Origin of the sequence: Candidatus Thiothrix phosphatis (assembly GCF_035668035.1) — a bacterium.
Classification (GTDB): domain Bacteria; phylum Pseudomonadota; class Gammaproteobacteria; order Thiotrichales; family Thiotrichaceae; genus Thiothrix; species Thiothrix phosphatis.
Window position 1 is genome coordinate 1 of sequence record NZ_JAYMYJ010000088.1, and the last position, 12,484, is coordinate 12,484.

Annotated in this window: 15 protein-coding genes; 10 read left to right on the top strand and 5 right to left on the bottom strand. The window is 56.4% G+C overall.

Annotated features, from left to right (window positions below):
- Positions 1-77 precede the first annotated feature (77 nt).
- The 6 genes from VSS37_RS09075 to VSS37_RS09095 are packed head-to-tail and all read left to right on the top strand — an operon-like array spanning position 78 to position 2,878.
- Complete coding sequence (locus VSS37_RS09075) at positions 78-701, top strand: hypothetical protein (RefSeq protein WP_324694520.1); 624 nt, start codon at positions 78-80, stop codon at positions 699-701.
- Complete coding sequence (locus VSS37_RS09080; RefSeq protein ID WP_324694521.1) at positions 698-979, top strand: hypothetical protein; 282 nt, start codon at positions 698-700, stop codon at positions 977-979. Before VSS37_RS09075 ends, VSS37_RS09080 begins: the two co-directional genes overlap by 4 nt.
- Before the next feature lie 2 nt (positions 980-981).
- A complete protein-coding gene (locus VSS37_RS21825) occupies positions 982-1,179 on the top strand; it encodes a helix-turn-helix transcriptional regulator (protein ID WP_375339136.1) in 198 nt (65 codons plus the stop codon).
- 33 nt (positions 1,180-1,212) lie between these two features.
- Positions 1,213-1,797 carry an anthranilate synthase component II gene (locus tag VSS37_RS09085; RefSeq protein WP_324694522.1) on the top strand — a complete coding sequence of 195 codons (585 nt, stop codon included), beginning with the start codon at positions 1,213-1,215 and terminating at the stop codon, positions 1,795-1,797.
- Positions 1,798-1,838: 41 nt separating this feature from the next.
- Positions 1,839-2,414, top strand: a complete 576-nt coding sequence (locus tag VSS37_RS09090; protein ID WP_324694523.1) for a Uma2 family endonuclease — start codon at positions 1,839-1,841, stop codon at positions 2,412-2,414.
- Positions 2,411-2,878: an RDD family protein gene (locus VSS37_RS09095; protein WP_324694524.1), complete on the top strand. Its 468-nt coding sequence runs from the start codon at positions 2,411-2,413 to the stop codon at positions 2,876-2,878. The genes VSS37_RS09090 and VSS37_RS09095 overlap by 4 nt, the downstream gene beginning before the upstream one ends.
- Here VSS37_RS09095 and VSS37_RS09100 read toward each other — a convergent pair.
- Positions 2,855-3,400 carry an NUDIX hydrolase gene (locus VSS37_RS09100; protein WP_324694525.1) on the bottom strand — a complete coding sequence of 182 codons (546 nt, stop codon included), beginning with the start codon at positions 3,398-3,400 and terminating at the stop codon, positions 2,855-2,857. The genes VSS37_RS09095 and VSS37_RS09100 overlap by 24 nt on opposite strands.
- Before the next feature lie 64 nt (positions 3,401-3,464).
- Here VSS37_RS09100 and der point away from each other — a divergent pair, with 64 nt between their 5' ends.
- Positions 3,465-4,883 (top strand): ribosome biogenesis GTPase Der, encoded by a 1,419-nt coding sequence (der, locus tag VSS37_RS09105; RefSeq protein ID WP_324694526.1) that lies wholly within the window; start codon positions 3,465-3,467, stop codon positions 4,881-4,883.
- Between the two features lie 4 nt (positions 4,884-4,887).
- On the top strand, positions 4,888-6,897 hold the full coding sequence (locus VSS37_RS09110; protein ID WP_324694527.1) for a S41 family peptidase: 2,010 nt from the start codon (positions 4,888-4,890) through the stop codon (positions 6,895-6,897).
- Here VSS37_RS09110 and VSS37_RS09115 read toward each other — a convergent pair.
- Together VSS37_RS09115 and VSS37_RS09120 are read right to left on the bottom strand one after the other, a co-directional pair.
- Complete coding sequence (locus VSS37_RS09115) at positions 6,894-7,631, bottom strand: TSUP family transporter (RefSeq protein ID WP_324694528.1); 738 nt, start codon at positions 7,629-7,631, stop codon at positions 6,894-6,896. The two genes, VSS37_RS09110 and VSS37_RS09115, sit on opposite strands and share 4 nt — an antisense overlap.
- 3 nt (positions 7,632-7,634) lie before the next feature.
- The gene (locus VSS37_RS09120; RefSeq protein ID WP_324694529.1) at positions 7,635-7,967 is read right to left on the bottom strand and encodes a cupin domain-containing protein; all 333 of its coding nucleotides are present in this window, start codon (positions 7,965-7,967) and stop codon (positions 7,635-7,637) included.
- 143 nt (positions 7,968-8,110) lie between these two features.
- Between VSS37_RS09120 and VSS37_RS09125 the strand changes: the two genes are divergently transcribed.
- Positions 8,111-8,800 (top strand): response regulator, encoded by a 690-nt coding sequence (locus tag VSS37_RS09125; protein ID WP_324694530.1) that lies wholly within the window; start codon positions 8,111-8,113, stop codon positions 8,798-8,800.
- A complete protein-coding gene (locus VSS37_RS09130) occupies positions 8,800-10,983 on the top strand; it encodes a sensor histidine kinase (protein WP_324694531.1) in 2,184 nt (727 codons plus the stop codon). The genes VSS37_RS09125 and VSS37_RS09130 overlap by 1 nt, the downstream gene beginning before the upstream one ends.
- 343 nt (positions 10,984-11,326) lie before the next feature.
- On the opposite strand, the gene VSS37_RS09135 is transcribed toward VSS37_RS09130, so the two are convergent.
- Positions 11,327-12,040, bottom strand: a complete 714-nt coding sequence (locus tag VSS37_RS09135) for a hypothetical protein (RefSeq protein ID WP_324694533.1) — start codon at positions 12,038-12,040, stop codon at positions 11,327-11,329.
- A 20-nt stretch (positions 12,041-12,060) separates the two neighbouring features.
- Positions 12,061-12,484: hypothetical protein (locus tag VSS37_RS09140; protein WP_324694534.1), on the bottom strand; the 424-nt coding region annotated here is incomplete at its 5' end.

Here is a 12,484-nt window from a genome sequence, read left to right on the forward strand (position 1 = left end):
TTTGAGCGGCTCACATATTCTAAAGCCCCCGGCTTTGCCGGGGGATACTTACTTGTGAGCATTGCGGGACAGCGATAATGGATAGTCCATCAGGTTACGTGACTGGGTGCGAGCATTATCCTGTACAGTGTGATAATGCTGCTGCCGCAAAAGCGGTAAATGGATTTGTAAATAGCATGATAGGTGCTTTTGAGTCTGGGTTTGTGGATAGTAATAGCCTCAATTTGGCTGAACTTTACCGAATTGCGCAAAATTACATAAAGGACAAATACGGAGAGGAAATACAAAACATGCGTGATGCCTGGGGGGATGACACGTACAAGTTATGCTCCATACTCAATAACGAGACTCGGCACTTGGCGGATGGCAACAACTGCACGTTAATTGACCTGAAACGGGCGATGGCTGGAGAGTTTAGCCAGTGGGTAAAGATCGACTACTCAGATCCGCGAACGTGGCCCATTGAGGCGAGGCCGTGCCTACTGGCATGGGACTCCGAATTCAAGCAGATGGCATCCAGTCCGGCGCAAACATGGGAGCGCTTGGCCATGCTGGTAAAACTTGATGACGTGGAAGGAAATGACGACGGCGAATGTGGGTGGCTCTGGGCGGAATGCTTGAGCGGAGACTTTGAGGACTTTGACCCGAGGCCGACGCACTGGATGTATGCGCCAGAGTTTGAGGGAGATTTGACACCATGAGCAGAAAATACGAACAGCGCACAATCGCGGAGCTTGTCTGTCGAGAAGGTGACGACCTGTATTCAGGGGATGGGGTAGTCGTGCAAATTGACTCCAAGGATGGAAGTGAATTCATCACAGTTAAGCAGCCCGGATCGCCATTCCATGCAATAGAAATCGATGTTGCTGGATGGCCAATGGTCAGGTCAGCAATCGACGAAATGTGGCAACTCTGCCGAATGAAAGATCGTCCTGCCATTGTCCCAACGATTAACGTCCGCCTGCCAGAGGAGCAGTAATGATGATACGATTGCCACAAGTCAAAGAGCGCGTAGCTCTTGGAACATCCCGCATATATGCCATGATGAAGGATGGCACGTTTCCACGTCCCCATAAATTCGGCAGGGCGTCAGCGTGGAGAGAGGATGAAATTCAGGCATGGGTGGAGGCAAACTGGAGGAAACCGGACAACAACCAGGATAAAAAGCCCATAAATTAATTTCAAAACATTGTTTTTAAAGAGTTTTTTAACATGAAAGTCCTGATGGTCGACAATTACGACAGTTTCACCTACAACCTTGTGCAATATCTGGGTGAGCTGGGCGCAGACGTGCAGGTGGTGCGCAACGACGAAATTCCGGTGGAAGCGATCGACGCCATCGCACCCGACAAAATCGTGCTGTCCCCCGGCCCCTGCACACCGACGGAAGCGGGCATTTCCATCCCCACCCTGCTGCGCTTTGCAGGCAAAATCCCGATCCTGGGCGTATGCCTCGGGCACCAGTCCATCGGCCAGGCGTTCGGCGGCAACATCATCCGCGCCAAGGAAATCATGCACGGCAAAACGTCCATGATCCACCATCAAGGCGTTGGCGTTTTCAGCAACCTGCCCAGCCCGCTGGAAGCCACCCGCTACCATTCGCTGGTGATTGAACAGGCGACCATCCCGGACTGCCTGGAAATCACCGCCTGGACAGAAACGGCAGACGGCGGCCTGGACGAAATCATGGGCGTGCGCCATAAAACCCTGCCGGTGGAAGGCGTGCAGTTCCACCCTGAATCCATCCTCACCCAGTACGGTCACGACATGCTGCGGAATTTTCTGGATGGGAATTAAAGGTGCTATGCTTGCCGAAAGCCTAACCATGGAACAGCACAGTGTCACAGCCACAAGCACAGCATCACCTCACTGAAGCGGAATACCTCGCGCTGGAACAGACTGCGACCGTCCGTCATGAATACGTCGATGGGCAAATGTACGCAATGGCTGGAGCTGCCGATAAGCATAACCGTGTGGCGATGAATATCGGCTTTCACTTGCGCCGCCAAACCCGTGGCACGCCCTGCTCCACCTATATGAACGATATGAAACTACGACTGGAGGAAGGACGTTACCAGTATTACCCGGATGTCATGCTCTGCTGTGACCCTGCCGATAACCCCGACCCCTATTACAAGGAACACCCCTGCGTACTGGTGGAAGTGCTTTCACCCTCCACATTCAGCACCGACAAACGTGAAAAACTGATCAACTACCAACGCAACCCCAGTGTGCGGTACTACTTGATTGTGTCCCCGGAACAAGTACAAGTTGAGTACTACCAACGCAATGCCGAAGGGCTGTGGGAATACGCATTGCTGGAAGCAGGCGAAACCCTGTGCATGCAATGTGGTGACTGCGCACTGCAACTGACACTGGAAGACATTTACGAAGATACAGGGTTAATTATTTGACTACGCAACACAGTATTGGCATGAGCATTGAACCCGCCACCCTGCTCCGCCGCCTCGGCGCCATGATCTATGACACCGTCCTGGCAGGCTTCAGCATCGTCATCGTCGCTGGCGTCATTTCAGTCCTGTTCAGCAAAATGACCGGCGTCAAACTGCCTGACCCAGTGATGGTATTGCTTTATCTGGCAATGGCTTACGGCTTTTTCACCTGGTTCTGGACGCATGGCGGGCAAACGCTGGGGATGCGCGCCTGGAAAGTCCAGCTTGTAGGCGCGGCAGGCCAACCCGTCAGCCAACAGCTGGCTTCCCTCCGTTTCCTCTGGTCAGCCGTTTGCTGGCTCAGTCTGGGGATCGGCTTCCTGGTATCCCTGGCCGACCAGGACAAGCTGGCCTGGAACGACCGCTATTCCGGCACCCGGCTGATCCGGGTGGAAAAGCCATTAGCCTGGTGGCCGGGGCGCTAGAAACGCCAGGTTATGCACCGGGAATTCCCCGCGCTGACGGTCGCTGAAAAAACACTCCAGCGTCGTGCGCACCGATTGGAAAGCCAGCTCCTCCCAAGGGACTTCGTGCTCATGGAACAGGCGGGTTTCCAGGCTTTCCACACCGGGTGAAAAATCATCCGCCTCCAGTCCGCAACGGTAAATCATGTAAACCTGGCTGACATACGGGATGCTGATCACGGTATACAGGCGCAAATCCCGTAGCCGGGCGTTGGCCTCTTCATGCGCTTCGCGGGCGGCGGCCTGCTCGGTGGTCTCACCGTTTTCCATAAAACCGGCGGGCAACGTCCATAAACCGTAACGCGGCGCAATCGCCCGGCGGCACAGCAACACCTGCTCACCCCACACCGGCAGCGCCCCGGCAATGATTTTCGGGTTCTGGTAATGGACGGTGCCGCAGGCATCGCAGACATGGCGCAACCTGTCATCACCAGGGGGAATTTTCAGCGCCACTGGAGCGCCGCATTCGCTGCAATAATTCATGAATTCTCCTCAAATAATGCTATCCTAGCCGCCTTTCAAGTGATGCTTTGACCTGATTTATACCATGAAACCCGTTCTGGCACTGATTGGCCGCCCCAATGTCGGCAAATCCACCCTGTTCAACCGCCTGACCCGCTCGCGTGACGCATTGGTGGCGGATTTCCCCGGCCTGACCCGCGACCGCAAGTATGGCGCAGGCGACCACCATGGGCGCGGCTACATGCTGATCGACACCGGCGGCCTGAGCGGTGAAGAAAGCGGCATCGACGAATACATGGCCAAACAGACCCGCGCCGCCATTGCCGAAGCTGACGCCATCCTGTTCCTGGTCGACGGCAGGCAGGGTTTGACCGCCGCCGATGAACAGATCGCCCGCGACATCCGCCAAACTGGCAAGCCGGTCTTCCTGCTGGTCAACAAAACCGACGGCGTGGATGCGGATCAGGCTTCAGCGGAATTCTACGCCCTTGGCTTTGCCGAAGTGTACATGATCGCCGCTTCCCAGGGGCGCGGGGTCACCACCATGATCGACGACATCCTCGACCATCTCGGTGCGGAGTTCCAGGAGGAAGAGGAGGAGGAAGACGGCGGCATCAAGATCGCCTTCATTGGCCGCCCCAACGTCGGCAAGTCCACCCTGATCAACCGCATCCTCGGCGAAGAGCGCGTGATCGCCTTTGACCAGCCGGGCACCACCCGCGACAGCATTTTCATCCCTTTCGAACGCGACGGGCAGGCCTACACCCTGATCGACACCGCCGGGGTGCGCCGCCGCCGCAGCGTCGATGAAACTGTCGAGAAATTCAGCATCATCAAGACCCTGGACGCCATCCAGCGGGCGCACGTCGTCGTCCTGCTGGTGGATGCGCACGACGCCATCACCGACCAGGACGCCCACCTGCTGGGGTTGGCTCTGGAAGCGGGCCGCGCCCTGATCATCGCCGTCAACAAATGGGACGGGCTGGAATCCGACCAACGCGACTGGATCAAACAGCAGGTCGAAGTCAAGCTGCCGTTCGTGCTGGATTTCGCCGAAGTGTTCTTCATTTCCGCGCTGCACGGCTCCAATGTCGGCCTGTTATACGCGGCGATGAAACGCGCCTACGAGTCCGCCATGCTGAAAGTGGCGACCTCGCGCCTCACCCGGATTCTGGAAATGGCGGTGCAACAGCACCAGCCGCCGCTGACCCGTGGGCAGCGCATCAAATTGCGCTATGCCCATCAGGGCGGCAGCAACCCGTTCCGCCTGATCATCCACGGCAACCGCACCGAATATGTCCCGGACAGCTACACCCGCTACCTGACCAACTATTTCCGCCAGACGTTGAAGCTGACCGGCACGCAGGTGCGCATCGAATACAAGACGGGCGAAAACCCTTACGAAGGCAAGCGCAACACCCTGACGCCACGCCAGGAACACAAGCGCCAGCGGCTACTTGGCCACGTCATCAAAGAGCGCAAGAAGCGCGACAAAAAGAGGTAGGCCAATGTCCGTGTCTTCTGCTGACGACCAGCTGCCGGAAGACGACAGCACCTTGCTGGACATCCCCCCGCCCGCCCCGCGCTATGCGCGCCTGCGCGCCGCCCTGCCTGACAATGCCGGGCTGGCGCTGGCGGAAAAACGCCTGCTGCTCAGTCAGGCCAAACTGTTGCTGGAACATGTTTACGTCCATCTGCACATGAAAAAGGCGCTGTACGGCATTGACCCGGTGCAGCGGCTGGCGCTGCTGCAATACCGGCTGGAAAACCCCAAAGATGCAATCGCCGCCAGCGAACTGGAATTCCACAGCGAATTGCTGAGTGTCTTCAATGATGTGCATGACCTGCACACCAATTACATCCTGCCGCAGCCCTACCGGAACATGACGGCATTCCTGCCGTTCCTGTTGGAGGAATGTTTCGACGGCCAGCGCCAGCCCCATTATATCGTCAGCAAATTGTTTGCGGATTTCCACCACCCGGATTTCGTCAAGGGCGTGGAAGTCACCCGCTGGAACGGCCTGCCCATCGCCGAAGCCATCCGCATCAATGGCGCGCGTGAAGCGGGCGGCAACCATGCCGCACGTTTCGCCATCGGCCTCAGCGCCCTGACCATCCGCCCGCTGGCGACCAGCCTGCCGCCGGATGAGGACATCATCCGCCTTGCCTACCGCGACGCCAATGGGCAAGCCAACAGCATCGAATTTGAATGGTGGCTGTTCGAACACATGCCGCCTGCCGATGAAGACGGCCTGCCGCCGCTGGAGGCCGAAGCCGAAGCGCTGCACACCGTCGCCCAACTGGGCAACTACCTGAAAATCGGGCGCATCAACCACTACCGCAAAATCCTGTTCGCCCCGGACGCTTGGCGGGCGGAACAATTGCAGGACAACACCGAGCGTTTCGCCCTGGAAGGCGCACTGGAAACCATCCTGCCCGCCGTCATCCGCGCCCGGCCAGTGACAACGCCGCTGGGCAGGTTCGCCTACCTGCGCATATTCAGCTTTGTCGCCCCGCAGCCGGAAATTTTCATTTCGGAAATCATCCGCCTGCTGTACGAATTGCCGCAGGACGGCCTGATCCTGGACGTGCGTGGCAATGCGGGCGGCTACATCAGCATGGCGGAACGCCTGCTGCAACTGCTGACCCCGCACCCGATCGAGCCGGAAAAGGCGCAGTTCCGCACCGGTGCTTTCATCCGCGCGCTGTGCCAATACAATGCGCCATCAACTGTGGCGCCCGGCATCGACCTGACGCCGTGGAAACCGTCGCTGGACCAAGCGCCCGCCAGCGGCTCGTTGTATTCCACCGCCCACAGCCTGACCAGTGTGGAAGAAGCCAACAACCTCGGCCAGGTTTACAGCAGCCCGGTCGTGCTGATCACGGACGCCCTGTGCTACAGCGCCACCGACATGTTCGCCGCCGGATTCCAAGACCACAATATCGGCAAAATCCTCGGGGTGGATGACAACACCGGCGCAGGCGGCGCCAATGTCTGGAGCCATTACCTGTTGCGCAAGCTCGCCTCCGCCATCCCCGCCGACGCCGCCATCCCCGACCTGCCCCGGCTGGAAGCCCTGCCGCGTTACGCCGATTTCCGGGTTTCCGCCCGCCGCATGTTGCGCGCCCAAGACAAAAGTGGGATGCCGCTGGAAGATTTCGGCGTCGAACCCGACGCCCGCCATTACATGACCTGCCGCGACCTGCTGGAAAATAACGCCGACCTGATCAACCACGCCGCCACCTTGCTGGCCGGGGCTGCCCGCCACAGCCTGCAAACGCAAATCCACAACAGCGGCGGACGCTGCAAACTGCGGGTCACCACCGTCAACATCGACCGGCTGGACTGGTATATCGACACCCGCCCGATGGGTTCGCGTGACATTACCGACGGCCATCTTGACATCAGCATCCCCCGAGCCGTGCTCGGCAAAACCGCCCGCCTGGAAGCCTTCGCCAATGGCCGGAAAACCATCAGCCGCCTCATCACGCTCAGTTGCCCAGGACTCGACCCCTAATCCAGCAGCAGCTTGAGCGACATCAACACCGACACCGTCACCAGCACCGGGCGGATCAGGCGCGTCCCGTGCCGGACTGCCATATGCGAGCCGACATAACTGCCGATCATCTGCCCGGCAGCCATTGCCAGCCCCACTTGCCAAACGATATGGCCAGACACCGCAAACAGCAGCAGCGCAGCGAAATTGCTGGTGAAATTCAGCAGCTTGGTGTTCCCGGTCGCTTTCGGCAGCCCCAACCCCAGCAATGTCACATAGCCCATGGTGAAAAACGTGCCTGTACCGGGGCCGAAGAAGCCGTCATAAAAGCCTACCCCGAACCCGACCGTCAGGGCGAACACCAGCGGCGAAATCAGCTGCTGCCGATCCAGGTCACTGATCTTCGGCGACAACAGGAAATACAGCGCAAACAGCATCAGCAGCACCGGAATGGCCTTTTCCAGCAAGCTGGCATCAATCTGCTGCACCATCAGCGCGCCGCCCATGGAGCCGAGGAACGTCAACGCCACCGTCAGCCGCTGGCCTTTCACATCCACCAACCCGTGGCGGGCGTAATTCAGCGTGGCGGTCGAGGAGCCGAAGCTGGCCTGCAACTTGTTGGTCGCCAGCGCCTCCAGCGGTGAAAAGCCCGCCCACAGCAAGGCGGGGATGCTGATCAGGCCACCGCCGCCGCCGATGGAGTCGACCCAACCGGCGAGCATGGCCACCGCAAACAAGGTTAACAGCAGCTCCATGCCCTATTCCTGCCCGGCTGCATTCAGGAACACCGCCAGCCAGACCGTGTCCTGATCCGTGGCGGTAAAGGCGACCCGGTGCCGTTCATGCGCCCTGATCAGCACATAATCCCCCGCTTGCAGGCAAAGTTCCGCTTCCCGGTCGGCATACGCCAGCCTTGCTTCGCCCTGCAACAGCAGAACCCATTCATCCTGCTCCTGGTCGTACCAGTCACCCGGCGGCGTGACATGCCCGCGCGAGACGATGCGTTCAATCCTGACAGCGGCGGACTCCAGCAGGGTTTCAAACAATTCCCCCGGCAAATCGGCGGGAATGGCGGCAAACAGGTTGGGCATTTTGTACCTTTCAAGATTTGGATTCGCATGTGCCAGTTACGGCGCTGTACTGTATCCGGCACAGTATTGATGTAAATGTTGTGCAAATGCACTATACAGAAACAGTATTTATATCAACCTCACATAAAGGTAAGGACACCACCATGCAACAGGCTTTAATCGTAGAGGATGTACCCGAAACAAGCGAATGGTTATGCCTCACCTTGCAACAGGCATTCCAGCAGATACAGGTTTTTCCTGCCAGCTCATGTGAACAGGCGCGGCAAATCCTGCAAACCCACTGCGTCAGCCTTGCCTTGTTGGATGTCAACCTACCGGATGGCAGTGGCATTGACCTCGTCCCCTGCGTCCGCCAACATTGCCCTGACGCCTATATCGTCATTAGCACCATCTTTGATGATGAGGAACATATCCTCAAGGCGCTCAAGGCCGGAGCGCATGGCTACCTGCTCAAGGACATGCCCGACCGGCTGTTCATCCAGAAGCTGCGCGGCATCCTGAATGGCGACCCACCCATCTCGCCCAGTATTTCACGGCGCATCCTCCAATATTTTTCTGCAGAAAAATCTGCCTCAGCATCCCATGCCAGCAACCCGGACACACCGGCGGATCCCAGAAACGAAGCGGTATCCCTCAGCCCGCGTGAACAGGAAGTGTTGACCCTGGTCGCCAAAGGCCTGAACCGCCCGGAAATCTCCAGCCTGCTGGGGTTGTCGACCAATACGGTGGCGCGTTACATCCGTGATGTATACCAGAAACTCAATATTTCCAGCCGGGCAGAAGCGGCGGTGGAAGCTTGCCGCAGAGGGCTAGTCAGCACGGAACTGCACTGATGGCCTGGTTGCAATCCGCGAAGCAAGTCCCGTTGACGCCCGCCAATAGCTTTATACTGGCCCTACTGTTCATTGTGTTGCTGGAAACGTTGGTGTTGAACGCCAAACTGCAACAACCCTGGACGGGCATCCAGCTCAAGGCAACGAATGACAGCCTCGTTGTCACCGCAGTTGCCGCCAATTCCCCCCTGGCTGGGCGTATCAAACCTGGGGAACATCTGCGCAGCCTGGACACCCCCAACGACAGCATTCCTTTACCCCGCTTGTTACGTGTCCTGCCACTTTCCATTCCAACCTATCACGATCTTGATGCACTGCTGGATCTTCAAGCCCGCTTGCACACAGCGTTCCTCTCAAACGCAACGCTTACCCTGACAACTGATACAGGCCGCCGCCTTGCGTTCACACCGCACCAGAGAACCCGACTGCAAGACATCCCTGCTGTATTCTGGTGGATATTACTGGCCAACATAACCGCCCTGTTACTGGGTGTCATTGTGTGGGTCTGTAAACCCTATACGCTGGAAGCCAGCTGCCTGCTGCTTGCCAGCGTCTCCCATTATGTTGCAGAAAGTGTGTTCCGCCTGTCTGCCAGCCAAGAATTTTACCTGCCACCTCAGTGGACAAGCGTGTTCGCTGGCTTGGAAGGGGGCAGTTTTTACCTGTTTATGGCCAGCCTGTTTCTGATCCTGTGCTACTACCCCAATCGCGCAGCCCCGCACTGGTTATTGCTCCTTGCCCCCGTGGTGACAGTCCTGCTGGCACTTAATTACTGCTTGCGCTGGTGGGAAATACCCATACATATTTACATCCTGCCCATATTCCCCATAATTTTTTATTCAACCTGGCTTTTTTACAAACAATGGGTCTTATCAATCGGCAACCCGGTCAGCCGCGCCACCGTACTCTTACTGCAATTGTCCGCCTTGTTGCCTGCATGGTTGATTATCCTGACCCATGCCATCCCGGTTATGTTGGGCGATGTTCCCCTGCTGGGTGATGTGGCCACCCGTATTTTCCTGGTAGGCATTTTTGCAGGCTGGGCTGTCGGCATACTGCGCTTTCGCCTGTTTGACATTGAGTATTGGTGGCTAAAGTCATTGCTCTGGATCGCAGGCGGCTCCCTTCTGGTAGCGCTTGATGTGGTGTTGGTGACTGTCTTCCAGGCATCTGCCCCTTATGCGCTGGGCACCTCTGTCATCCTGAGCGGCTTCTTGTACCTGCCGTTGCGCCAGTGGCTATTGGACAAAATCATGCCCCTGGAGCGGCGCAGCTTGCAGGATTACCTGCCCGTATTCAGCGCCAGCATGGCGAAGGCAACCAGTCAGAAAAGCTTTGAACAACATTGGGAGAAATTCCTGTTGCAACACTTTGCACCACTGCATCTGGAGGCGTGGGACGAACAAAGGGAAACCAGCAACTTGTCTGACGATGGCCTGCACTTGTATGTGCCCAGCCTTGGCAACCGGCATTCTTTCCGCTTGAGCGGCAAACAACAAGCCTCCCGTTTGTTCAACCAGTCGGATGTGAAGAATACGGAGTCTTTGCTGACCGTGGCGCGCATGGCCATCAACGCCAGTGAAACCCGCCAACGGGCAGTGCTGGAAGAACGCCAGCGGATCATGAGCGATTTGCATGATAGCGTCGGCGCACAACTGATGACGTTAATGCACAAATTGCCTGACCCGGAGCACAAACAGGCCGCCCGCCTCACGCTCATGGCGCTACGGGACACCATCCGGCTCTCACAAAAAACCTGCCCGCTCAAGCTAGTGGATCATGTGGCGGACTGGCGCACGGAAATCGCGGAGCGCACCGAGGCAGCAGGCGTGGAACTGGTATGGCAGCAAGGTGATCTGGATAGTTATCTGCTTAACGCCAAGCAGGTGCTGGAACTGACGCAGGTTATCCGTGAGGCGGTCAGCAATGCGCTCAAACACGCACAGCCGGAGGTGTTGGAAATCGGTGTTTCGGTCAAGGATGGCAAACTGCATGTTTGCATCATGAATGATGGGCGGGTATCCCTGCCCTCGACATGGCGAGCCGGGACAGGGCTGAACACCATGAAAAAGCGGATGCATGGGGTAAACGGGGATATTCAGTTCCGGCTGGCGACGTTACCAACAACCAAAATGCAGGTGTTGTTGTCTTTGCCATTATTGAAGCAATCAGGCCCTCACTAGCGAATATTTTTTACGCAAATACCAAGCAGCCATCCATCCGAGTATCAAGCCGATGGGTATTACAAGAAGCACAGAAGTGTTCAAGCCCCACTTCCACCCTTGTGCGTTTATTTCATACTCATTTGCAAACATGAATACCGGAATGCACAGGCAAAAATAGATAATCAAAAAAGTCAGGAGCAAGCCTGACGGAAAAGGGGAATATTTTAGCTGAACCTGGCAATATGGACATTTTATTCGCGTAGGTGAGGCGGCCTTCAGAATGGCGAGTACGCCAATGTCATTCTTGCAGGTTGGGCATAGTTTTCCTTCATTCATGGCAAATATCCGATCCAAAAAGATTTTACCAATTCCGGCAAGTAATCTGTGTAAACGTCCCACATGACAGCTGATCACATACTTCTTTGGAGCTAATGATCCGGGTCTTTTGACCTGCCGTAATATTCATTGGCCCGGAAAAACTTATTTGCCTAGCATAGCCTTCCTTAATGCAAAAAGCTTGCGCAGCCTGTGCCCCGCATCCGTTTCCCCAGCTATAGCACCAATCCAGTAAGGTGTTATAGCTGCCATATTGGATGGGGTATTGGTAGCGTTTGTTGATAACCTGATCTTCACGTTCATCACAGTTTTGCCACGTACTAGCCACATTGCCCCTGTTCCAATTATTTTCGCTGCCATGCCACGCCTCGGCACCGACCGCCTGCGGCAGCACACTAACCACACCTGACATACCAGTTATGCGGACATCGCACATGGTTATCACCAGCTCATGGTTGCGGCGCAGCTGCATTTTTTCAACGGCTTCCCTGCTGGCGTTTTCACATGCAGCCCTACGCGCCATTGGCGGGCGCAACCAGTGGTAGCCATCAGCCATGATGGGATCGACACCATGAAAGGGTACAACCACATTGTCCCGGATACTGCCATCAGCCAGACGCATGGTCCCGACAATGTGGTGATTACTGGATTCGCAGGAGCGGGTTACTCCGGCTTGTGAGAAGCCTGAATGTACAAGTAACAGGAGAGTGATCCATCGAATTATATTCTGCATACTCATGAACTCCTTGGGCTTCGCAATCAACGATTTGTGCAGGCAGCCTGGCAACTTCTAAAAGCCATCATGCATTGTGCTTTACGCGGGGCTCCGGGCTGACCAGCTTCTGCCATACACCAATCCCGTTCCTGATTACAATCATTCAAACATGCTTCGGAATTTACGTTGCCAGTATGGGGATTGGAATTTCTACCTATGATAGGCGACAACCCACAAGCTGCCCTTAATGCATTTACATGTTTCAGGTAGGAAGTATCGCCCGGCCTGCTTGGTGGCATGGTTCCATCCGTTTTATATGATCCTTCCAGCACCGTGTAACAATATTCAGAGTCGGGAATTAGCTGAGGAAATCTATCAGTGTTGCTATGGCATGTTAAACAGGAGCCCTCTCCTGTGTCACCACCGATGTAAAACTGACCCACCCCATCAATTGAAAACTGACCCACC